Genomic DNA, 22389 nt, shown 5'->3' with positions numbered 1-22389 from the left:
CTTTCTACACAAGGAAACATAAAAAAATTATCTATTTAAGAAATTTATCTTAAAAAATACTCGTATAAATTAAGTTGTTCACTTAACTTATGTTGAAATTATATACAGAAAAGATTAATGTAAAATTAATCGATAGTAAAATTTATAAAAATAGATTAAAAATTTCTATTTTAATCTACAATTATGGGGTTTTCTCCTCTTTTTAAAACTTCTCCAATAACACTTGCATACTCAAATCCACAATCTTGAATCTCTTTTATAAACTCTTTTGCGTCGTCTTTATTTATAGCTATTAAAAGTCCACCAGAAGTTTGAGCATCGCAAAGGATAGTTCTTAAAGTTTGGTCAATACTATCTTTAAATGAAACTTTATCTTCCACAAATTTTGCATTTCTTTTTGTTCCACCTGGCAATACATCATTTTTGCAAAGTTCAAAAGCCTCTTTTATAAAAGGAACATTTGAAGCTTGAATTTCAAAGCTAATATTCTCATTTATACACTCAAGAGAGTGTCCTAAAAGCCCAAATCCTGTTACATCTGTACAAGAACTCACACGATATTTTTTCATAATTTTAGATGGCAAATAGTTTAAAGTGGACATAATTCTTGCACAATGTTTGATTAAGTCAATATCTATTAAATCTCTTTTAATAGCTGTTGTAATAATCCCCATTCCTATTGGTTTTGTAAGCACTAAAACATCACCAACTTTTGCACCATTATTTCTTTTTATATCTTTTGGATTTATAATTCCTGTTACACTAACTCCATAAAACATTTCAGGCGATTGAATAGTATGTCCACCAATTAATGCTCCGCCACACTCTCTTATTTTATCGTTTCCACCTCTTAAAATTTCTACTAAAGCCTCTTTAGGAACATTTTTGCTATCAAATCCAACAATATTTAGAGCTGTTTTTACTTCTCCACCCATAGCAAAAACATCGCTTAAAGCATTTGCAGCTGCTATTTGTCCATAAATATATGGATCATCAACTACAGGTGTTATAAAATCAAGAGTTTGAACTAGTGCTAAATCATCACTAAGCTGATAAACCCCAGCATCATCGCTTGTATCAAATCCAACTAAAACTTTAACATCTTTATAAGTTAAGTTACAAAGAGCTTGTTTTAACTCTCCAGGTCCCATTTTTGCTGCACAACCAGCAGCTTGAACAAATTTTGTAAGTTTGTAATCATTATTCATTTGTAAACCTCTTTTTTAAATTGTGTTAATTATACTTAAGCAAATTTAAATTTTTAGTTAAACAATAGTAAAAAATATTTTACTATTTAAGTTTTTACTTATGAAAATTTTTATATCATCAAATTCTAATTAGTTCATAGACCATAGGTTATGGTTTGATATAAATATAGAAAAACTTTCATTTATATCTACAATAGAACGAAAAAAATCAGGTAATTAAATCATGAAAAGAAGAACATTTTTAAAAACAACAGCACTATTTTCAAGTGCAATTGCTATAACTCCGAATTTTGTTTTTGCAAAAGAGCAGACAAATCCATTTGGAATTACAAAAAAACCAAGAAAATTTGAAGTAAAAAATAGTTATAGCTTTGAACAAAGCAATGAAGCAACACAACTTTGGATACCACTTCCAAAAGATGAGGATTACCAAAAAGTTGTATCATTTAAATATGATGGAAATTTTAGTGAAGCCAAAATTGTAAAAAATCCTTATAATACAAGAGTTTTATATGTGAAATGGAATGATGCAAATATTAAACCAACTTTAGATGTTAATTTTGGAGTTGTTATGCAAGAAAGAACAACTGATTTCTCACAAGCTAAATCAAATACAAGTTATTCAAGCGAAGTATTGGAGTTTTTAGAAGGAACAGAGCATATTCCTATAACAAAAGGTTTAACAAAATATGTAAATGATATTACAAAAGATGCTAAAACACAACTTCAAAAAGCTCAAGCTATTTATGACTGGACAGTTTCAACTATGTATAGAGATGAGAGTGTTGTTGGTTGTGGAATTGGTGATGCACAAAAATCAATTGAAGAGAAAATTTATGGTGGAAAATGTACAGATATAAGCTCTGTATTTGTATGTTTATTAAGAAATGCAAAAATTCCAGCAAGGGAAACTTTTGGAATTAGAGTAGGGCAATCAAAAATTTCAGATGCTTGTGGAAAAGCAGATGAAAAAGGATTCGCAAATATTACAGGAGCACAACATTGTAGAGCTGAGTTTTATATAGAGGGTCTTGGATGGGTTCCAGCTGATCCAGCAGATGTTACAAAAGTAAAATTAGCTGAAAAGTTACCAAATGATAGCAAAAAACTAAAAGAGGTAAAAGATTATTTCTTCGGTTCTTGGGAGATGAACTGGGTAGGATTTAATAGTGCTAGAGATTTTATTTTAGAGCCAAAACCTACACAATATCCTTTAAATATGTTAGGTTATCCTTATGCTGAAGTTGGAGAAGATGCAAAAGATTACTACAAACCAAAAACTTTTGTATATAGCTACACTTCTCAAGAGATTGTATGAAACAAAATAAGTTAGTGATAATTGGTGCAGTTTTTACTGCACTATTATCAACTATTTGTTGTTTGCCAGCATTATTGTTTATATTTTTTGGAGTATCAAGTGGAGTTTTAAGCTATTTTACTACTTTAGAGTATACTAGAGTTCCACTTGCTATTTTAGCAATTATATTTTTTTTGATATCAATTTATAATTTTAATAAAAAAATATCATGTAGTTGTGATAAAAAAGTTAGATTCAGAACTTATATTTTAGTTTTAATATTTTTTATATCAATTTTGTTATTGCTTTTTTATCCAGAGATTTTACCACTTTTTATGGAGTAGATTATGAGAATTTTAGTTCTGTTTTTTATCTTTTTTAGCTTTGTTTTTTCTTCACAAATTTCAGTTTTTAAAGTTGAAGGAATGCATTGTCCTTTATGTACAACAGCTGTTAAACAGGCTATTTCAAAACTTGAAGGAGTTGAAAAAGTAAGTGCTAGACTTAATACAAAAGAAGTAACAGTTATTTATAGCCAAAAAGTAAAAATAGAAGATATTTTAGAAGCAATTAAAACAACTTCATACCAAGGTGTAGAGGTTTCTACAAAAAGTCATGAATAAAAGTTTAAATATTTTCTAAAGATTTTTCATCAAATTGATAAGTTTTATGTTGAGTTTTAACTAATATATCTTTATCAGCTAAATCTTTAAATAGTTTAATCAAAGTTGGTTTAGAAATAGAAAATTTATCCATAATTTCACTATAAGAGCCAAAAAAGTTATTATTTTCATCAAGATTATTAAAAATATATTTTATAATTTCAACTTGTTTACTATCTGTAATTGCTCCAATTGTTTTTATAATATTACTATTCTTTTTTATCTCTTTTTCTTGTATTTTTGGCAAAACAACATCATGTAAACTACTTAAAAGTTCATTAATATTTATTGGTTTTAAAAGATAGTTTTCAACTTTTAGTTTAATTGATTCTATTAAATAGTTTGTGTCGGTATGTGCGGTTGTTAAAATTGCAGGTATTTGGATATCTTTACTTTTTATATATTTTAAAAAATTGATACCATTTTCATTTTCAAGCAAAATATCACTTATTATTACATCTACTTTTTTTTCAAGTAAAATATTCATAGCATCAATAGTATTTTGAACCCCATAAATATTTGCTACAAAATCTTCTAAAATATCACTAGTGTGCTTTAGAAGATTCTCATCATCTTCTAGGTATAAAATATTAATATTTTTTAAAATATCTAGATTTTTATTCATTTTTTTCCTTTTTATCTTCAATAATTTCTTTATTTATTGGTATTTTTATCAAAAATGATGTTCCTTTGCATATTTGATTATCTATAATAATTTCGACATTTTTACAAGAAATTTGCCCTTTTATATGTTTTTCAATAATCTGCTTTGACATATAAAGTCCAATTCCAGTTCCTGCACTTTTATATTTTGTTGTGTAATATGGTTCAAATATTTTTGGCATAATAAGTGCAGGAATTCCACCACCATTATCACTAATATTTACAAAAACAAAATCTTTTTTGCAATTTACAATAATTCTTATTACTCTATTATCTTTAGAAATATTGTTTATTAAAGCATCTTTTGAATTTGATATTATATTTAAAAAAACATGAGATAGTTCATTTTCAAAGCTATATATTTTTACATCTTTTTTTACAATTAAATCTACTTTTATATGCTCTTTATTTAAAAAATATTTTGATAATTCTATTGAATTTTCTACACAATCTTTTATAAAAAAGCTATTTTTTGATTTATTTGGACTGAAAAAGTTTTTAAAATCATCAAGTGTATTTGACATATTGTGTGCTAAAAGTAGGGCATCTGCAACTTTTTGTTCTACAAAATCGAGTGAAAGTTTATTTAGTCTCATTTTTGTTTGAAAACTTTGAATAATCATAGATAAAGAACCCAAAGGTTGTCTCCATTGATGTGCTATATTGTTTAGCATTTCTCCTAAGCTTGCAAATCTTGCTTGTTGAAACATAATAATATCTTTTTTTCTATTTTTTGAAACCTCTTGAGATATTTTTAATTCTAAGTTTGCATTTAACTCTTTTAGCTCTTTAGTTTTATCTTCTACAATTTTTTCTTGTAAATCGTGAATTTTTCTCAAGTGTACAGTTATAAATAAAGATAAAATTATTGTAAATAAAACAACTAAAAATATAGATATAAAAGAAAAAATTGTTATAAGATGAAAAATATTATCGGTATCTCTTTTTTCATTTATTGCTAAATTTAAATCATAATTTACCAAACTTCCTAGATACACCAAAATAGCATCTATTTCAAAATTTAAATTTGTAAAGTATTCTTTATTATTTTTTTGTTTTATATCATTTAAATAATGTAATATTTTAGCCATTTTATCATCAACATTTTGGATATTTAAATTTTTTATTAACTCATTTTTATAGTAGTTTTTATTTGAAAAATATTTTTGTATATAATTTATTACAAAATTAGTATTTGTAGAATATGAGTTGTTTTTATATTCACTCCAATTTTTATTTATAATCTCATTTGCTATTTGCAAAATTTCCAAAGTTTGTTCATAGTTTAGATTATTTTTCTCAAATTCACTTAAAGTATTTTGAATATTTATTTTATATGAATCATTTATATTTTCAAGTTTTATTAGAGTTTTTGTTCTTTTATCAAAAAGTGTATCAAAATCATTTTTTAAAATAAAAATAGATAATTGAGATAGTATTATAATAGTAAACATTCCGCAGGCAATTATAAAAATTAGAAAATTTGCTTTGTATGAAAATTTTAAGTTATTAAAATAGTTTAAAACTTTTTTCATCTTTTAATTTCTTTAAAGTTTCCATTTTCATACTCAAAAAGATATGTTTTATTTAGAAGTTGATTGTTTTTAAAATCTAATTCTAATTCATACAAAATATTTTTTGGAGGATTTTTTAGAGTATTTAATAGATTTTTTGAGTTTAATTTTCCTGATTTTTCAATTTTTGATATTTGATTTACCAAAACTTTTGAAGCTAAATATGCCTCAAATGATATGAATCCAAGCGGACTATCTTTTGAATATTTTTGCATAATTTCTTGATACTCTTGTACTATTTTTAAAGATTTATCATTGTAGTTTGGTACGATTTGGGAAAATATAAGATTTTTTGTATCTGTATTTGTAGTTTCTAGCTCTTTTACAATAGAGTTTGCATCTCCAAATGAGATATTGCAAAAGATTACATTTTTTAAAACTTCATCATTTTTTGCTTTTTTAATAAATAAAGAGTTTGCTTTATATGCTCCAATCATTACTATTACTTCTGGTTTGGAGTTTTTTATTTCATTAAAAGCATGACTTATTGAAAGAGTATTTCTTTTGTATGTACCTGTTGATAATAGATTTATATTTTTGTTTTTTAGGATTTCTAAAGTTGAAATATATCCCTCTTCTCCATACTCATCATTTTGATAAAAAATTGCTATTTTTTCTAATTTTCTTTCATCTACAATATAATCTAAAAGATTTTCTAGTTCTTGTTTGTAGGAAGGTCTAAAGTTTATTATGTTTGAAAGATTTGTATCTCTTAAAAAGCTTGCTCCTGAAAATGGTGCAAAGTATGGAATTTGACTCTCTTTTATAATTGAAATTACTCTACTGTTTGTAGGAGTTCCAACTATTCCATAAAAAGCTAGAATATCATCTTTTAAAAGGTTTGTTATATTTTCATATGTTAAATCAGGTTCATATTTATCATCAAGAACTTTTAAAACAAGTTTTTTATCTTTTATCAAATTATTATCATTTGCATAGTTAAAATAACTATTTGTAGCTATAAAAACAGCATCTCCCCAAGCTTTCAAAGCAGAACTTTGTGGCATAGATGAAGCTATTAATATTTCATTTTTTGAGTTATTTTTTTCAAAATTAATTAGAAATATAAAAACAATAATAAGTGAAACAAATAAAACTTTTTTAATCATTCATAAGTTTACATTGTTTGTGTTTAAAACTCTCAGTTTAATTGTAATATGATACTTTTTACTATATAAATTCAGGTTTATTTAACTTCTTTATATATAGAATATGGTAAAATATTTTTTACTAAAATTAAGGGCATAGGTTATGCAAGAGTATATATACCATAATAAAAACGGGTTGGATTTCCCTTTAAGTGAAAAAATCCAAGTAGCTACTAGTTTAGATGATATTAAAGATAAAAGTTTTTTAATATCAAACTCAAAAGATGTGAACTCTGAATTTATTGCTTCAGAGATAGACTTTTATATTAAAAATTCACAAGATAATTTATCAAAAAAAATAGAAAATGTTTTAAAGCTGTATGAGATAAATGCTACAAGATTTGATTTTGCACAAGATATTTCCCATAGTGTTGATATTTCAAAAGAGGTTTTGTTAATTACTAAAAACCAAGAGGAGTATGATAGTTTTACTTCAAAAATATCTAAAGATGACTTTGAACTCTTTAAAATAGATGAAACTATTTTAAAAACTATTAGTGGTGAAATTGGAAATTTTGAAGTAGTTGTAAAAGATAGCCATAAAGATATAACTTTAAGAGTTTCTCAAATTGTTTGGTTTGATGCAAAACCATCTCCTAAAGAGAGAATTGGAGTTTTTGATCCAAACTTAAGTAGTATAGATGAAGTAGTTAAAATATTGAAAGATAATATAAACTCATTCTCATATAGAAAATTTACAACTTATGATAAAACTATTTGTCAATATGATGGAAGAAGAGAGGTAATTTGTAGTAAGTGTGAAGAGGTTTGCCCAACTGTTGCTATTACTAAAGATGATACAACAAAAACTCTAACTTTTTCTCAAGTAGATTGTCATGGTTGTGGTGGATGTGTAAGTGTTTGCCCAAGTGGAGCAATAGATTATACTCCTACAAATAAAGAGTCACTTTATGAAATATCAAAGTTTTATAAAGAGACACACCCTTTAATTGTTCCTTCAAAAATGTCTTTGGATAATTTAAATATAAATCTTAAAGAAAATATCTTGCCTTTTGCAATTGATGGTGAAAAATTCTTACATGAAGCAACCCTTCTAACTTTACTTCAAATATCTGGTTCTCAAGTTGTTTTTTATAGTGACTTTTTATCAAAAGGTACAAAAGATGCTATTAGAATATTAAATGATATTTACCAAAAAAAATACCAAAAAGATGCTGTTTTAATTGCTATGAATGAAGATGAGTTAGCTTTGGCTTTAAAAGAAGTATCTTTTGTGGAAAACTCTTATTTTAACTTCAATCAAGATGGATTCAAAAAAAGAGAAGTTTTTTCTCATAGAGTTCAAAAGATTGTTGGAAATGATGATTTAGGAGAGATTAAAACAGGTGAACATATTCATTACGCAAAAGTTGAAGTAAATCAAGATACTTGTACTTTATGTCTAGTTTGTGTAGGTGCTTGTAATGTTGGAGCTTTAGTTGCTGATGCTAGTGATAATACTTTAAGAATAAATCCAAGCATTTGTACAGCATGTGGATATTGTGAAGTATCTTGTCCTGAAACAAATTGCTTAACAATAAAACAAGATGTAATTGAATTAAAACCAACTTGGTTTAAAGAGAGTGTTTTAGCACAAGATAAACTTTTTGCATGTGTTGAGTGTGGGGTTGAATTTGCAACAACAAAAGCAATAGAAAAAATAGCATCTAAAATGGCAACAATTTTTGCAAGTGATCCTGTAAAAGTAAGAAGTTTATATTGTTGTGCTAATTGTAAGCCTAAAATTATGATGCAAAACTATTTTGATAATAGAAAATAAGGATAAAAAATGCAAGATACACAATCTATAAATAAAGCTAGAGCGATATATTACAACTTATTTGCAAACTTTTTTGTTACAAGTTCAGATATAAAAAACTATTTTGAACTTTTTAGACTTTTAAATCTTTTAAAAAATAGCTCTTTGGATGAAGTTTCTGAAGAGTCTATCAAAAATATTTTAAATCTTTTGGATAAAGATTCAAATCAATCTTTAATACAAGAGTATGATGATATTTTTCATAATCCTGTTTATGAAAAAGTTAGACAAACAGCTTCTTTTTATGAAGAGGGTGTTGAATCTGGTAAAAAAAGAGTAGAGATGATTCAATTTGTTGCAAAAACAAAGCTTAGACGAGATGAAAAGAGATATTTTGAATATGAAGATTCTGTTGGCTTTATATTTTCAATAATGTCTGAATTGTCAAATTTAGTTGCTCTTGGAGAAAAGCAGTATGAAAATACTGTTCATTGTATTTTTGAACAGATTTTAAATCCTTTTGTAGATGAGTTTGCAAGAAGTATTTATGAGCATAAAAAAGCAAATATTTATAAAGAACTTATGGTTGTTTTTCACTCATTTATTGAGTTTGAAAGATTATACTTAGAAGTTACAAAACCGATGAAAAAAGATAAAGCTAAAAAACAAGTAACTGATAATTGGGGAGATATATCTTCTGAAGAAAGAGAAAGAAGAGAGAAAAACAGAGCACTAAAAGCTTTAGGTCCTAAAAACTAAAAAGGTATTCCTTTTTAGGGATTTTATAAAAAAAGTTTTGCTTTTTTTATAAAGTCTCTTAAGTTTAGAGGGGCTTAATTTCTATAAGGAGGTCAGTCGTGCAAGAAAGTAGAAGAGCTTTTGCAAAAAAAGCAGCAATTATCACAGCTGCTGCAGTTGCTACAACTGGAACTGTTTTATTGGCTGGAAATGGTGAAACATCTGTTCAAGATGATTCAAACAATGGTGTAATTGTTGGAAAATCTAATAAAAAAGAGATTCTATACAAAAAAACTATGGCTTGGGAAGAGTTTTATAAAAACGCAAAATAAATTTAGTAGGAGAAGCTTATGTCAGCAAATACATATGAAGCTTTAAATGCAAAAGTAGGAAGACGGTCGTTTTTAAAAATGGCAGCAGTTTCTACAGCATTTGGAGTTACATCATCTTTTGCAAGTACAGTAGCAACTAGAGCAGCTACAGAAGAAGAGATTAAAAATCCTTTTCCTGGTTCGAAAATTGTAAAAACAATTTGTACAGCATGTTCAGTTGGTTGTGGTGTTATTGCAGAAGTTCAAAATGGTGTGTGGGTAAGACAAGAGGTAGCACAAGATCATCCTGTATCACTTGGAGGGCATTGTTGTAAAGGTGCCGATATGATTGATATGGTTAAATCAGAGGTTAGATTAAAATATCCAATGGTTAAGAAAAATGGTCAATGGCAAAGAATTTCATGGGATGACGCTTTAAATAATATTGCATCAAAACTTGAAGATTTAAGACAAAAAGATGGACCTGATTCAGCAATGTTTTTAGGATCAGCAAAATTTAATAACGAGCAAGCATATTACTATAGAAAATTTGCTGCTATGTTTGGAACAAACAATATAGATCATCAAGCTAGAATTTGACATAGCTCAACAGTTGCCGGTGTGGCAAATACATGGGGTTATGGTGCTATGACAAATTCTTTGGGAGATATTCAAAACTCTAAAGCAATTATAATTTTTGGAGCAAATCCAGCGGTTAATCACCCAGTTGGTTTCCAACACTTTTTAAAAGCTAAAGAGAGAAACAATGCAAAGATTATTGTAGTAGATCCAAGATTTACTAAAACTGCTGCAAAAGCAGATTTATATGCACAAATTAGACCAGGTACTGATATTCCATTTATGTATGGAATGTTAAATATCATTTTTGAAAATGGTTGGCATGACAAAAACTTTATTAATGATAGAGTTTATGGTATGGAAGATATTATGGCAGAGGCTAAAAATTGGCCAATTGAAAGAGTTGCTGATGTAACAGGAGTTAAAGCTGATTTAATAGTTCAAATTACAAAACTTTATGCAGCATCAAAACCTGGAACTTTGGTATGGGCTATGGGATTAACTCAACATACAATAGGAACTTCAAATACAAGAATGGCACCAATTTTACAATTGGCTCTTGGAAATATGGGAGTTGCAGGTGGTGGAACTAATATTTTAAGAGGTCATGATAATGTTCAAGGTGCAACAGACTTTGGTTGTTTATCAGATTCACTTCCAGGATATTACGGTTTAGCTGAAGGTTCATGGAAATATTTTGCTTCTTCTTGGGGAGTTGATTTTGATTGGCTTAAGGGAAGATTTAAAGATCCTTCTTGGATGGGTAAAAATGGATTTACACTTGCACGTTGGTGGGCTGGAGTTTTAGCTGGAAATGAAGGTGAAGATGCTATTCATAATGCTGGAACTAATCTAAAAGCACTTTTTGTAATGGGTAATGGAATTACTTCAACTGCTCAAACAAAAAAAGTAAAAGAGGCTTTAGATAATTTAGAATTAGCAGTATTTTGTGACCCATTTGTAAATGAGGGTGCAATTATTACTGATAAACAAAACGATGTTTATATTTTACCAGCAGCAACTCAGTTTGAAACAGCGGGATCTGTAACTGCAACAAATAGAAGTGGTCAATGGAGATATGAAGTTGTAAAACCTATGTATGAATCAAAACCTGATCAAGAAATCATGTTTGAATTAGCAAAAAGATTAGGGTTTTATGATCAATTAACTGCTGGAATGCAAAAAGGTAAAGATTTTGTTTGGCCAGAAGATGCAACAAATGAGATATCTAGAATTATTAAAACTATTGGATTAACTGGATGGAGAGCAGAAAGACTTAAAAAACATACTGACAATTGGCATATGTTTGATGAGATTTCACTAGCTGGTTATGGAGATATGGCAGGTGAGTATTATGGTTTACCATGGCCTTGTTGGACAGAAAAACACTCAGGTAGCCCAAATCTTTATGACATTACAAAACCAGTTAAATTTGGTGGTATGGGATTTAGACAAAACTTTGGTTTAGAGCATGAGGGAGTTTCATTATTGTCACCTAAAGGTTCAGCACCAGTTGGTGGAGTTCAAGATGGTGGATATCCAGAAATTACAAAAGAGAATATTGAGGCTATTTTAAAAATTACTTTAAGTGAAGATGAAAAAGCAAAAATGGGTGCAAACTGGAAAGTTGATAAATCTAACTTGATAGTTGAAAAATGCATGGAAGCTGGAATTGCTCCTTATGGAAATGCAAAAGCAAGAGCAAAAGTTTGGCAATGGGCTGATCCTATTCCAAAACATAGAGAGCCTTTACATACTCCAAGAACGGATTTAATTAAAGATTATCCAAGTTTTGCAGATAAAAAAGATCACTGGAGAGTTGATACTAGATATATTAGTGAACAGACAAAACAAGATTGGGCAAAAGATTTCCCAACAAATCTTGTAACTGGAAGATTAGTAAATCTAAATGGTGCTGGTGTTGAAAATAGAGCTAGTAAATATTTAGCTAGATTAACACCTGAAATGTTCTGTGATATTAATCCAGATTTAGCAGGAAGACATGGTATTAGAGATGGTTCTATGATGTGGATTCATTCACCAAATGGAACAAAAATCAAAGTTAAAGCAAAATACTCTTACTCTGTTACACCCGATAGAGTATTCCTACCATTCCACTTTGCTGGAATTATGGAAGGTGTTGATTTAAGCCATAGATATCCAACTGGAACACTTCCTTATGCAATAGGTGAAAGTGCAAATACAGTTACTAACTACGGTTATGACATAGTTACACAAATCCCTGAAACAAAAGGTGGTTTATGTAGAGTAGAAAGAGCTTAGGAGAAGTAACATGAGTAATAATAAAATAAATTTTGCAAGAATGAAGTTCTATTGTGATGAAAATAGATGTATTCATTGTGATGGTTGTTCAGTTGCTTGTGCCTCAGCACATGAGTTACCAGTTGAGATTAGTAGAAGAAAAGTTGTTACTGTAAATGAAGGTAAACAAGGAATGGAGTTTTCATTATCTGTTGCTTGTATGCATTGTACAGATGCACCTTGTGAGCAGGTTTGTCCAGTTGATTGTTTCTACATCAGAGAAGATGGTATCGTTTTACATGATAAAAACAAATGTATAGGTTGTTCATACTGCTTATACGCTTGTCCTTTTGGTGCACCACAATTTCCTAGTAATGGAGCTTTTGGTACAAAAGGTGTTATGGATAAATGTACTATGTGTGCTGGTGGTCCTGAAGATACAAATAGTGAACATGAAAGAGAACTATATGGTCAAAACAGAATAGCTGAAGGTAAAGTTCCTGTATGTGCTGCTATGTGTTCAACAAAAGCTCTACTTGTTGGAGATGCTGAATCTGTAGCAAATATATATAGAGAAAGAGTTTTATCTTTTGGTCATGGAACTCAATCAACACCATTTGGTTGGGATAAAGCTTATGAAAAATAAAAGTTTTCTAAGTGAATATAAAGCTTACGTAATAGTAGGCTTTATATTTATGCTTTTAACATATTGGTATTTTTGGTTAGCAACAATTGCTGATATAAACTATGTTTACCAATTTTTAATGCAAATGTTAAAAGGAAATTTTACTGGACAAATTGTACCTTTTGATAGTTTAACACACTATCAACAGATGGAAGTGGGTCTTTTTGGACCTAGATATGATGCAATTGCTCCTGAAGTTATAAGAGCATTTGAAGAGAGACAACATCTTCTTCCTTGGGTTTTTTTATTTGAATTTTGTCTATTTACAATAATGTTTATTGTTGCAAAAGGTAGAAAACAAGCAAAAATTACAAGAGAAAATGAGAAAGTGCAAGTTTATTCACTTTTTCAAAGAGTTGTTATTTTGTTAAATATTGTAATTATGATTTATCTGTTTATAACTGGTTTTTCAATAACATTTGGAAACTGGACAGGTGGAGGATATATTCCTCGACTTATGAGAGCTACACATGAAGTTGTTGGTGTTGCTTGGATTCCAGTTTGGTTTATTGTTACAGTTATTGCATTTAAAGATCATAAATACTTTGTAAGACCTAGTTCTAAAATATGGCATAAATTCTTTTTAAGAGGAAAATATGATGCTATGAATAGAATCAACTACTATATGTATGTTGCATTTGGGTTTTTACTAGTATTAAGTGGTTTTACAATCTGGTTTATGTTTCCAGATGCAGCAACACATGCTCAAACAATACAGATAAAAAGATTTATTCTGTTTATCCATTTTATGGGTAGTGCAATTATTTCGTTCTTTACATTTGAAACAGTATATTCATACTTTGTTTCAGTAAAAGGTTATCTTCCAGGTGTGATAACTGGGAAATTACCAATTGAGTACTTAGAACAACTAAGAGCTGATGTATTAGAAGAAGATAAAGATTTATTAAAAAGATAGGAAAGGCTTTAGGGCTTTTTCTATTTAAAAAAAAGATTTTAAATATGCAAAATTTGCATATTAAGGAAAAACATGGATAATAGCAAATATTTAAAAACAGTAATTATTGACAAACTTATAGAAAATGAAGCCAATATGGTTGAAGACGTGACAATTGAAGAAGCACGTCTAAACCTTTATTTAAACGGAGAAAAAGCTATATCTATGATGACAATTCCAAAAGACCAAGATGCCCATGCAATTGGTTTTTTAATGAGCGAAAATGTAATCTCTTCTATTGCTGACATAGAAGAGCTAACAGTTAGTGCTGATGGATTAAGAGTAGATGTAAAAGCAAAAATAGATGAAAATTCACTACAAAACTTATATAAAGAGAAGACTTTAGTAAGTGGTTGTGGTGGTGGAGTTACTGGAAATATTGAAGGAAGTTTAGAAATCCCATTTAATCAAACTGCTTTTAAAATAAAACCAGAAACTATTTATACAGAAGTTAAAAAGTTTTATCAAGAGAGTGAACTTTATAACTTAACAGGTTGTGTTCACAAAGCTATGATTTATCTGCTTGATGGAACAACTGTAACAGCTGAAGATATAGGAAGACACAATGCAATTGATAAAGCAATTGGAAAGTGTAAACTTCAAGGTCTTGATACAACAAAATCAATTTTATTTGTAAGTGGAAGATTAAGCTCTGAGATGGTTACAAAAGCTGTGATGCACAAAATCCCAATAGTTGTATCAAGAACAGCACCAACATATCTAGGAGTTCAAACAGCACATAAGCACGGTCTTACACTTATTGGATTTGCAAGAGGTAAAAAGATGAATCTTTATACTCATAGTGGAAGAATAGATGTCTAGCATTGACGATAAGTTAGATTTTACTTTGAGTGATGAGCAACAAAGAATAGTTTTTGAAAATCTTGATGATAATAAAAAACTATCTTGTCTAAAAGCATTTAAAGTAGCAAAAAAGATAAAAGTTGAAGCTAAAGACATGAGTGCAATCACAAAATCTTTAGGGCTTAAAATAACAGATTGTGAGCTTGGAGTATTTGGCTCTTTAGATTTTTTTGCTAAAGATGAAGAGATTTATAATAGATTAAAAAATAGTTATAAAGAGCAAAGAATTCCTTGTGAAAATTTGTGGCAAGAAGCTAAAAATTCATCTTTAAGAGTAGTTGGTTCAACTGTTAAAAACTCTGATATTGAAGTGAGTTATTGCCAACTTGGATGTTTTAGAGAAAAAAAAGGGCTTAAAAGTGGAAATCAAAGTTAAAATTTGGATTGAAGATAATAAGCAAAATCTTATTTTTGGAAGTGGAAAAACAGAAATTTTAAAAGAGATTGAAAAAACAGGTTCAATTAGTGATGCTTCAAAAAATTTAAATATGAACTATAAAAAAACTTGGAGTCATATAAAAATCCTTGAAGAGTTTATTGAAGATAGCTTAGTTATTACAAAAAAAGGAAGAGCTGTTGATAGTGGTTCACAATTAACATCTAAAGCAAAAGAGTTAATAGAGCTTTATGAGATTTTGGATAAAGATATAAAAGAGTATTCAAAAAAGAGATTTAATGAACTTTTTTTAAGTGAAAACTTAATAAAAATAAAGGATAAATAAAAGTGTATAAACTAAATTTTTTGCAGTATAAAAATATGCAAAAACTGCATATTAAAGATAAATTATCTTTGAATATTTTATCAAATAATGAAGATTATAATAGTTTAGAAGATAGTTTTAAAAAAGAGTTTGCATTTGAAAATTTAAACTATTTCTCTTTTTGTAAGAGTGGTTTTTTATATTTATTACTTCAACTAAATAAAAAAGGAAAAATTGCAGTAAGTCTTGGTGAAACACAAAGTTTAATAGATGCTTGTGAAATTTTTTGCTCTCTTGGATTTGAGATCTTATATTTAGATTTAAATAAAGATGGAAGTATTAATTTAGATAAATTAAAAGATAAAAAGATAGATTTTTTGTTTCTATCATCATACACAGTTGATACTTTTTATAAAAATAGTTTAGAAAATGTAAAAATACTAACAGATGCAAAAATTATTTCAAATGCAAGTGCCTCTTTTGATAAAAATAGTGATGCTATATATTTTGATTCATACAAACTAACTGGTTTTTCAACAAAAGCAATAATACTTTTTAATCAAAATTTATTTGAAGAACAAGCTATTTTTGAAAAAGATGGAATTTCATTAAATAATATTTTTCAATCTTTAAAAAATCAGAAATTTGAAAATAGTATGAAAGAGATTTTTAAAACAAAATTAGAAGAGAGTTTAAAAGATAATCTTTACTACTTTATAAACAATAAAAATAGCTTAGAATACACACTTCATTTTGCACTTAAAGGTATAAAAGCAAGAGAGTTAATAAGAACTTTAGCTTTAGATGAAATTTTAATATCAAATGGTGAAGGGTGTAGTTTAGGTTTATCAAAACCATCAAGAGTTATTCAAGCTATGGGTTATGATGAGCTTACTAGCAGAAACGCAATAACACTTAGTTTTGAAAAAAGCTATTCAATTAGTGAAATAGATAAAATTATTAATCTTATTTCAAAAAGATATTTACAAATAAAAGTATTAAATAAAGGATAAAAATGTTTGAAAAATTAAACTATTTAGATTTTAATGAAGCAATTAAAAAGAGTTTAGAGTTGTCAAATACAACTTTAAATAGTGAAATTATTCCAATAGCTTTTTCATTAAATAAAGTTGCTAGTAAAGATATATTATGTGTAAAAAATCTTCCAGCTTTTGATAACTCTGCTATGGATGGATTTGCTTTTAAAGCTATTGATGCTGGAAAAACTTTAAAAATAAAAAGAGCTATTTTTGCTGGAGATAAAGATACAAATAGTGATGAATTACTTGGCAAACTTGAGTGCTACAAAATAATGACAGGAGCAAAGGTACCAAAAGATGCTGATACTATTATTGCTATTGAAAATTGTTTAAGTGTTACACAAGATAGTATAACAATACCTGATGATATAAAAAAAGGTTCAAACTTAAGATTAGAAGCTGAAGAGTTAAAAGTTGCTGATGTTTTAATAAAAAAAGGAGAGAAAATAAACTCTTCTCATATTGCTTTACTTGCAAGCCAAGGAGTTGTTATGGTTGAAGTTTATAAACAAATTTCAATTGCTGTTTTATCAACTGGAAATGAACTCAAAGAGCCATGGCAAAGAGCTTCAAATGAAGAGATATATAACTGTAACTCATTTGCAATTATTGCTCAATTAAATGAAAAAGGTTTTAATGCAACTTATTGTGGTGTTATTCCAGATGATTTAGAAAAATCAACAAAATTTATAAATAGTTTAAAAAAATATGATGTGATTATTACAAGTGGAGGTATCTCTATGGGAGATGCTGATTTTGTAGCTGATGCTTTTTTAAAAAATGGATTAGAGGTAGCTTTTCATGGAGTAAATGTAAAACCAGGGCGTCCTATGATGATGGGAAAGATGGATAATAGTTTGGTTATTTGTATGCCTGGAAATCCACTAACAGCAATGGTAAATATAAACCTTTTTGTAATACCAATGTTAAAAAAACTTCAAGGTGAAAATGCTTTTTATCACGGATATATAAAAGCTATAAATCAAAGTAGTTTTAAAACAAAAAAAGGGAGGGTAAATATAGTTTTAGGAAGAGTTCAAAATGGTAATTTTTATGTTACAGATAACAATAATTATGGTTCTGGAATGATTACCGCTTTTTATAAGAGTAATTCAATTTTGGTAACAAATGCTTCTGCTTCAAATATACAATTAAATCAAGAGGTAAAAATTCTTGATTTAAATGGTATTTATTTTGAAGATAATACAGATATTTTAAATTAAAAATTAGGAGAAAAAAATGAAAAAATTGTTAGTAGGTTTAGGTTTTAGTGCAGTAATAGCTAGTAGTTTATTTGCAAATAGTTTAATGATGGCAACAACAACAAGTACGGAAGATACAGGATTATTGGATAGTTTAGCTCCAAAATTTAAACAAGATACAGGAATAGAGTTAAAATGGGTATCAACAGGAACAGGTAAAGCTTTGAAAATGGGTGAAAATTGTGATGTTGATGTACTTTTAGTACATGCTCCAGAAGCTGAAAAAAAGTTTGTAAATGAAGGTTTTGGTATTGATAGAAAAGAGGTTATGTATAATGACTTTGTTATTGTTGGTTCAAAAAAAGATCCAGCTAAAGTTGAAGGAAAAACTACTCAAGAAGCATTTAAAGCAATTAAAGAAAAACAAGCAAATTTTATTAGTAGAGGTGATAAATCAGGAACTCATCAAAAAGAGCTAGAGATGTGGAAAAATGTTAGTGATGTAACACCTGAAAAAGATAAGTGGTATATTCAATCTGGACAAGGAATGATTATTACACTAAATATGGCTGCTGAAAAAGATGGTTATACATTAACAGATAGAGGAACTTGGATTAAATATGAGTCTCAAAAAGGTGATGCAAATACAATGAAAATTGTTGTTGAAAATGACAATTCACTATTTAATCAATATAGTGTTATTCCTGTAAATAAAAATAGATGTCCAAAAGTTCAAGATGAATTAGCAAAAAAATTCTCTGATTGGCTAGTTAGTGCTGATACACAAAAGTTTATAGGAGATTTTAAACTTTTAAATAAATCACTATTCACACCAAATGCAAAATAATACAAATAGGAAATAGTAATCAAATATGAGTCTGTTAGTAGATGGTTTTAAAGAAGCTATTGAGCTTTTAATTAGTGGAAATGATAGTGTATATTCTGCAATAATTGTTACTGTTACAGTATCTTCTTGGTCAATATTGATTAGTTTGATACTGGGACTTCCTTTGGGATTTTTACTAGGTTATTATCAATTTAGAGGAAAAACTGTAATAAAAACTATTGTAGATACATTTTTGGCATTTCCTACAGTTGTAATAGGACTTCTTGTATATACAACCCTATCACAAGCAGGAGCTTTTGGGGAGTATAATCTACTATTTACTCAAAAAGCGATAATTATAGGTCAGATTTTTTTAGGTTTACCTATAATTATTGCATTAACCGCTGCACAAGTTGAATCAACAGATAAAAGGTTATATCTATCTTTAAAAGGTTTGGGTGCAAAACCTTATCAAATTTTATTAACAACTTTAGTTGAAGCTAGATTTGGTCTAATGACAGCAGCAATGACTGCTTATGGAAGAATTATCACTGAAATTGGAATTTCTATGATGGTTGGTGGAAATATAAAATATCACACAAGAACAGTTACAACAGCAATTTCACTTGAAACTGGAAAAGGTGAATTTGAAACTGGTATTGCTTTAGGTTTGGTACTTTTTGTAGTTGCACTTATGGTTAATATAGCATTATCAATGCTAAAAAGGAGATGGACTCAATGAATATTTTATATGAACTAAAAAATATTGAGTATTTTTTCGATGAAAAAAGAGTTTTAAGTATTGATAATCTTATATTAGAAGAGAATAAAATTATTGGTTTTTTTGGACCAAATGGTAGTGGAAAATCTACACTTTTTTCTATTTTATCTTTTATTTCTAAGCCACAAAATGGTGAAATTTTAATAGATGAAAATATTAAAAAAAGCGTTGTTATGCTTCCTCAAAATCCATATTTATTAAAACGAACAGTATTTGAAAATATTGCTTATGGTTTAAAAATAAGAGGAGAAAAAGTAGATTTAAAAAGTAAAGTTGATGAGGCTTTATCTTTGGTTGGTCTTGATAGTAATTTTTCAAATAGAAAATGGAATCAACTATCAGGTGGTGAGGCTCAAAGAGTTGCTTTGGCTTCAAGGTTAATATTAAAACCAAAAGTATTAATACTAGATGAACCAACAGTTGGAGTTGATACAAACTCAGCACAATTAATAAAAGATGCTATTTTATTGGCAAAGCAAAAATATAATACTACAATATTTATCTCAAGTCACGATTACACATGGTTAAAACATATAAGTGATAAAAAGATAGCACTTTTTCAAGGAAGTTTAGTTGAACATGGCAATATAAATTTACTATTTCCACCATGGAATAAAAATGAAAATGGTGATTTGGTTAAAAATTTTATTGATGGTCAAAAAATTACAATTCCTAACTCAAAGAGTAAAAAAAGAGATTCAGTTGTAATAATTAATCAAAACAGTATAAAAATATCTAAATTTGATGAAAATAATAAAAAAGAAAAATTGATAGCAACAATAACATCAATTCAAAAAGATGAAAATCAAGATAATTTACAAATAGAGTTCTCTATTTGTGGTATTAATTTTTCTTGCTTAATCTCTAAAGATGAGATTCAAAAAGATATTTTATTTCCTGGAGATAAAGTAGAAGTATTTTTTAATTTAGAGAGTGTTTGTTGGATGTAAGAGATAAAATAGTAAACTTCTAACTATTTAAAAATTAGGAGTAAATATGTTTGTACAATTAAATGAGAGAGTTCTTTTAAATCTATCTAAGATAACTAGAACAAAAATAGATCATGTTGAAGATGGAATAAGAGTTAGATTTTATGAAGGTCAATATCAAGTTGCAAAGTCAAAAAGATTTGAAACAGTAGAAGATGCTAATAAGTGGCTTTTTGAATTATTAAAACCTTTTAATACACGAAATTAAAAAATATTTAGAAATTATTTGATAAGCTTTTGCTTTAAAAATAAAAAGGAACATAAATGAAAAAATTGTTGATAGGATTTGTAGTTTTAATAGTAGCTGGAGCTATTTTTTTTACTATAAATAGGTCAGTTGATAAAGCTGTTAATCTAAAAATTGAAGAGTTAAATCAAAATGGTTTTTCTATAACTCAAAATAATTCTAATCTCCCAATGAAAATAAGAAAAGATGGTGAAATTCAAGTTATAGATGCTATAAAAGCATTAGATTTTATAAGTAAAAATATAGAAGAGAGCCAAGCAAAAGAGCTTTTTGTTGAATTTTTAAATATTTTTGATAATCAATCAAAACAGTTAGCGCTTGAGGGTACAAAGTTTGATTATGATTTCTCTTTAAATATTTTTACAAAAGAGATGAATGCAGATTTATACCTAAAAGAGTTATCAGTTGTATTACAAAATGAGTTAGAAAATAGTGAAGATGAAGCTAGCAAAGAGCTTTTAAGTATCTTAAAACAAAAAGCTATTCACTTAAAAGTAGATGATAAAATGAACTTCACTTTAGATGATATTGCATTTAGTAACAGTGGTTCTTTGATCTCACTAAGAGGAATAACTGGAGATAAAAATAGTCTAAATATTACTTTATTTAAAATTATTGGTGCAAACAATGAAAGCTTTGTCTTAGAAGATATGAAAAGCTATTATAAAGAGATTGAAAAAAATATAGATACAAAATTTTCAGTTTCTAATCTATCAATAGATAGTGAATTTGTAAAAATGAGTATAAAAAATATCTTATTTAATGGCTCTTCTAAAAATATAAATGACAAAGTTAGTACAAAAGATAAAATCTCTTTTGATGAGTTTTCTTTTATTAGTAATGATGCTCAAAGCTTGATAAATGGTTCAAATATAGTAAATGTAAAAAATAGTGAAATATCTTTTGCTTTGGATAATTTACCATATAAACAGTACAAAGAGTTAATGAAAGTTATAGATAGTGAAGATGAAGATGCTTTTTCAAAAGCTTTTGATAGTTTTTTTGAAGAGCTTGTAAAAAATGATGTAAAAGTTTCATCTTCTGGAGTTTCATCTTCATTTTCTCAAAATTCAGAGAAAATCTTTGAAAAACTAAGATATGAAGCAAACTTATCTTTAAATAAAAATATGAAACCCGCATTGGTTAGTGGATTAAATGATATTTTTGAAAAAATTGATATAAAAATTGATTTAGATAAAGTTTCAGCAGATAAGTTAATCTTACCTTTAAAAGAGAGTTTAGGATTAAATTATAAAGATATTGCAAATGATGATTTAAAGAGATTTGAGATATCTTTAAAAGATGGTATTTATATAAATGATATTAAATTATTGGAAGAAAAAGATTTAAAATTTACTCAACAAGAGAGTGATTTTGAATATTATGATGATGAAAATCTTACAACTTCTTATAATATGATTGGCGAAAATCTTCTAAAAATAACTTTTGAATATAAATCTTCTTTAAATGAAAATAGTCAAAAAGGTTTAGTTGTATCTTTTCCTCAATTAAAAGATAAATCAAGAGTTGTTTCTACTATTTTAGGAGATTTAAAAGAGATAAATCTTTATGAACCAAATAGTGAGCTTTTTACTATAAATCCTTATGAAAGTATTAAAAATAGCTTTTTGGCTATTGAAGCTTATGATGATACTTTGAGTGAAAATTCACTAAAAGAGTTTAGTATAATCTTAAATATAAAAGATTTTAAAGATGAGATTTTAGAGATAAATTTTAGAGCTTATTCAATTGGTTCAACTGATCCAAATGGAACTATAAACTATGAAATATCGCCAAAAATAGGAACTAGTTTTACAAAAGATGAACAGCAGTATCCTGTGAAAATTTCTGATATTGAATTATCTGAAGTAATTGAGCAAAAAGTAGAGTAAAATTAT

23 protein-coding genes are annotated in these 22389 nt (G+C 27.6%); 19 read left to right on the top strand and 4 right to left on the bottom strand.

Features of this window, described 5'->3' with window-relative positions; all coding sequences use genetic code 11:
• Positions 1 to 170: 170 nt before the first annotated feature.
• Complete coding sequence (gene selD / locus CJ670_RS06305) at positions 171 to 1208, bottom strand: selenide, water dikinase SelD (protein WP_105939303.1); 1038 nt, start codon at positions 1206 to 1208, stop codon at positions 171 to 173.
• A gap of 223 nt (positions 1209 to 1431) precedes the next feature.
• Here selD and CJ670_RS06300 point away from each other — a divergent pair, with 223 nt between their 5' ends.
• Genes CJ670_RS06300 through CJ670_RS06290 form a run of 3 tightly spaced genes read left to right on the top strand, consistent with a single transcriptional unit; the run spans position 1432 to position 3128 of the window.
• On the top strand, positions 1432 to 2526 hold the full coding sequence (locus tag CJ670_RS06300; protein WP_105939302.1) for a transglutaminase-like domain-containing protein: 1095 nt from the start codon (positions 1432 to 1434) through the stop codon (positions 2524 to 2526).
• On the top strand, positions 2523 to 2849 hold the full coding sequence (locus CJ670_RS06295) for a transporter (RefSeq protein WP_105939301.1): 327 nt from the start codon (positions 2523 to 2525) through the stop codon (positions 2847 to 2849). The genes CJ670_RS06300 and CJ670_RS06295 overlap by 4 nt, the downstream gene beginning before the upstream one ends.
• A gap of 3 nt (positions 2850 to 2852) precedes the next feature.
• On the top strand, positions 2853 to 3128 hold the full coding sequence (locus CJ670_RS06290) for a heavy-metal-associated domain-containing protein (protein WP_105939300.1): 276 nt from the start codon (positions 2853 to 2855) through the stop codon (positions 3126 to 3128).
• A 4-nt stretch (positions 3129 to 3132) separates the two neighbouring features.
• Here the strand turns inward: CJ670_RS06290 and CJ670_RS06285 are convergent, their stop codons facing one another.
• The 3 genes from CJ670_RS06285 to CJ670_RS06275 are packed head-to-tail and all read right to left on the bottom strand — an operon-like array spanning position 3133 to position 6513.
• A complete protein-coding gene (locus tag CJ670_RS06285) occupies positions 3133 to 3792 on the bottom strand; it encodes a response regulator (RefSeq protein WP_105939299.1) in 660 nt (219 codons plus the stop codon).
• Complete coding sequence (locus CJ670_RS06280; protein WP_105939298.1) at positions 3785 to 5365, bottom strand: sensor histidine kinase; 1581 nt, start codon at positions 5363 to 5365, stop codon at positions 3785 to 3787. The genes CJ670_RS06285 and CJ670_RS06280 overlap by 8 nt, the downstream gene beginning before the upstream one ends.
• Positions 5362 to 6513 (bottom strand): ABC transporter substrate-binding protein, encoded by a 1152-nt coding sequence (locus CJ670_RS06275; RefSeq protein WP_228154218.1) that lies wholly within the window; start codon positions 6511 to 6513, stop codon positions 5362 to 5364. The genes CJ670_RS06280 and CJ670_RS06275 overlap by 4 nt, the downstream gene beginning before the upstream one ends.
• Before the next feature lie 142 nt (positions 6514 to 6655).
• Here CJ670_RS06275 and CJ670_RS06270 point away from each other — a divergent pair, with 142 nt between their 5' ends.
• The 16 genes from CJ670_RS06270 to CJ670_RS06195 all read left to right on the top strand — a co-directional run bounded on the left by CJ670_RS06270 (position 6656) and on the right by CJ670_RS06195 (position 22383).
• Positions 6656 to 8332, top strand: coding sequence for a 4Fe-4S dicluster domain-containing protein (locus CJ670_RS06270; RefSeq protein ID WP_105939297.1), 1677 nt, complete (start codon positions 6656 to 6658; stop codon positions 8330 to 8332).
• A gap of 9 nt (positions 8333 to 8341) precedes the next feature.
• The gene (locus tag CJ670_RS06265; protein WP_105939296.1) at positions 8342 to 9070 is read left to right on the top strand and encodes a TorD/DmsD family molecular chaperone; all 729 of its coding nucleotides are present in this window, start codon (positions 8342 to 8344) and stop codon (positions 9068 to 9070) included.
• A gap of 98 nt (positions 9071 to 9168) precedes the next feature.
• Positions 9169 to 9381 (top strand): Tat pathway signal protein, encoded by a 213-nt coding sequence (locus tag CJ670_RS06260; protein ID WP_105911213.1) that lies wholly within the window; start codon positions 9169 to 9171, stop codon positions 9379 to 9381.
• Between the two features lie 18 nt (positions 9382 to 9399).
• The gene (locus CJ670_RS06255) at positions 9400 to 12222 is read left to right on the top strand and encodes a formate dehydrogenase subunit alpha (RefSeq protein ID WP_105939295.1); all 2823 of its coding nucleotides are present in this window, start codon (positions 9400 to 9402) and stop codon (positions 12220 to 12222) included.
• Between the two features lie 10 nt (positions 12223 to 12232).
• A complete protein-coding gene (gene fdh3B / locus CJ670_RS06250; protein WP_105939294.1) occupies positions 12233 to 12847 on the top strand; it encodes a formate dehydrogenase FDH3 subunit beta in 615 nt (204 codons plus the stop codon).
• Positions 12837 to 13802: a cytochrome b/b6 domain-containing protein gene (locus CJ670_RS06245; protein ID WP_228154217.1), complete on the top strand. Its 966-nt coding sequence runs from the start codon at positions 12837 to 12839 to the stop codon at positions 13800 to 13802. Before fdh3B ends, CJ670_RS06245 begins: the two co-directional genes overlap by 11 nt.
• Positions 13803 to 13874: 72 nt before the next feature.
• Positions 13875 to 14663, top strand: a complete 789-nt coding sequence (gene fdhD, locus CJ670_RS06240) for a formate dehydrogenase accessory sulfurtransferase FdhD (RefSeq protein WP_066405449.1) — start codon at positions 13875 to 13877, stop codon at positions 14661 to 14663.
• Complete coding sequence (locus CJ670_RS06235) at positions 14656 to 15081, top strand: ModE family transcriptional regulator (protein ID WP_105939293.1); 426 nt, start codon at positions 14656 to 14658, stop codon at positions 15079 to 15081. Before fdhD ends, CJ670_RS06235 begins: the two co-directional genes overlap by 8 nt.
• A complete protein-coding gene (locus CJ670_RS06230) occupies positions 15065 to 15427 on the top strand; it encodes a winged helix-turn-helix domain-containing protein (protein ID WP_105911209.1) in 363 nt (120 codons plus the stop codon). The genes CJ670_RS06235 and CJ670_RS06230 overlap by 17 nt, the downstream gene beginning before the upstream one ends.
• 2 nt (positions 15428 to 15429) lie before the next feature.
• On the top strand, positions 15430 to 16419 hold the full coding sequence (locus CJ670_RS06225; protein ID WP_105939292.1) for a cysteine desulfurase: 990 nt from the start codon (positions 15430 to 15432) through the stop codon (positions 16417 to 16419).
• Positions 16420 to 16421: 2 nt separating this feature from the next.
• Complete coding sequence (locus CJ670_RS06220) at positions 16422 to 17669, top strand: molybdopterin molybdotransferase MoeA (protein ID WP_105939291.1); 1248 nt, start codon at positions 16422 to 16424, stop codon at positions 17667 to 17669.
• 16 nt (positions 17670 to 17685) lie between these two features.
• A complete protein-coding gene (locus CJ670_RS06215; RefSeq protein ID WP_105939290.1) occupies positions 17686 to 18495 on the top strand; it encodes an ABC transporter substrate-binding protein in 810 nt (269 codons plus the stop codon).
• Positions 18496 to 18520: 25 nt separating this feature from the next.
• Positions 18521 to 19216: an ABC transporter permease gene (locus tag CJ670_RS06210; RefSeq protein ID WP_105911205.1), complete on the top strand. Its 696-nt coding sequence runs from the start codon at positions 18521 to 18523 to the stop codon at positions 19214 to 19216.
• Entirely contained in the window at positions 19213 to 20205 is a 993-nt protein-coding gene (locus CJ670_RS06205; RefSeq protein ID WP_105911204.1) for an energy-coupling factor ABC transporter ATP-binding protein, read from the top strand. Before CJ670_RS06210 ends, CJ670_RS06205 begins: the two co-directional genes overlap by 4 nt.
• Positions 20206 to 20251: 46 nt before the next feature.
• The gene (locus CJ670_RS06200; protein WP_105911203.1) at positions 20252 to 20452 is read left to right on the top strand and encodes a sodium-dependent tyrosine transporter; all 201 of its coding nucleotides are present in this window, start codon (positions 20252 to 20254) and stop codon (positions 20450 to 20452) included.
• A gap of 56 nt (positions 20453 to 20508) precedes the next feature.
• Positions 20509 to 22383, top strand: a complete 1875-nt coding sequence (locus tag CJ670_RS06195; protein ID WP_105939289.1) for a hypothetical protein — start codon at positions 20509 to 20511, stop codon at positions 22381 to 22383.
• The last annotated feature ends 6 nt before the right edge of the window (positions 22384 to 22389 follow it).

Source organism: Arcobacter cryaerophilus gv. crypticus, from assembly GCF_002993025.1.
GTDB classification, from domain to species: Bacteria; Campylobacterota; Campylobacteria; order Campylobacterales; family Arcobacteraceae; genus Aliarcobacter; species Aliarcobacter cryaerophilus_B.
Note: the sequence above shows the minus strand (reverse complement) of the source record. Positions and strands in the feature narration are given on the sequence as shown.

Coding starts and splice junctions, on each gene's coding strand:
- CJ670_RS06195 (WP_105939289.1), top strand. CDS start 20,509: ATGAAAAAATTGTTGATAGGATTTGTAGTTTTAATAGTAGCTGGAGCT.
- CJ670_RS06290 (WP_105939300.1), top strand. CDS start 2,853: ATGAGAATTTTAGTTCTGTTTTTTATCTTTTTTAGCTTTGTTTTTTCT.
- CJ670_RS06265 (WP_105939296.1), top strand. CDS start 8,342: ATGCAAGATACACAATCTATAAATAAAGCTAGAGCGATATATTACAAC.
- CJ670_RS06205 (WP_105911204.1), top strand. CDS start 19,213: ATGAATATTTTATATGAACTAAAAAATATTGAGTATTTTTTCGATGAA.
- selD (WP_105939303.1), bottom strand. CDS start 1,208: ATGAATAATGATTACAAACTTACAAAATTTGTTCAAGCTGCTGGTTGT.
- CJ670_RS06215 (WP_105939290.1), top strand. CDS start 17,686: ATGAAAAAATTGTTAGTAGGTTTAGGTTTTAGTGCAGTAATAGCTAGT.
- CJ670_RS06210 (WP_105911205.1), top strand. CDS start 18,521: ATGAGTCTGTTAGTAGATGGTTTTAAAGAAGCTATTGAGCTTTTAATT.
- fdhD (WP_066405449.1), top strand. CDS start 13,875: ATGGATAATAGCAAATATTTAAAAACAGTAATTATTGACAAACTTATA.
- CJ670_RS06295 (WP_105939301.1), top strand. CDS start 2,523: ATGAAACAAAATAAGTTAGTGATAATTGGTGCAGTTTTTACTGCACTA.
- CJ670_RS06220 (WP_105939291.1), top strand. CDS start 16,422: ATGTTTGAAAAATTAAACTATTTAGATTTTAATGAAGCAATTAAAAAG.
- CJ670_RS06285 (WP_105939299.1), bottom strand. CDS start 3,792: ATGAATAAAAATCTAGATATTTTAAAAAATATTAATATTTTATACCTA.
- CJ670_RS06245 (WP_228154217.1), top strand. CDS start 12,837: ATGAAAAATAAAAGTTTTCTAAGTGAATATAAAGCTTACGTAATAGTA.
- CJ670_RS06200 (WP_105911203.1), top strand. CDS start 20,252: ATGTTTGTACAATTAAATGAGAGAGTTCTTTTAAATCTATCTAAGATA.
- CJ670_RS06270 (WP_105939297.1), top strand. CDS start 6,656: ATGCAAGAGTATATATACCATAATAAAAACGGGTTGGATTTCCCTTTA.
- CJ670_RS06300 (WP_105939302.1), top strand. CDS start 1,432: ATGAAAAGAAGAACATTTTTAAAAACAACAGCACTATTTTCAAGTGCA.
- CJ670_RS06280 (WP_105939298.1), bottom strand. CDS start 5,365: ATGAAAAAAGTTTTAAACTATTTTAATAACTTAAAATTTTCATACAAA.
- fdh3B (WP_105939294.1), top strand. CDS start 12,233: ATGAGTAATAATAAAATAAATTTTGCAAGAATGAAGTTCTATTGTGAT.
- CJ670_RS06275 (WP_228154218.1), bottom strand. CDS start 6,513: ATGATTAAAAAAGTTTTATTTGTTTCACTTATTATTGTTTTTATATTT.
- CJ670_RS06235 (WP_105939293.1), top strand. CDS start 14,656: ATGTCTAGCATTGACGATAAGTTAGATTTTACTTTGAGTGATGAGCAA.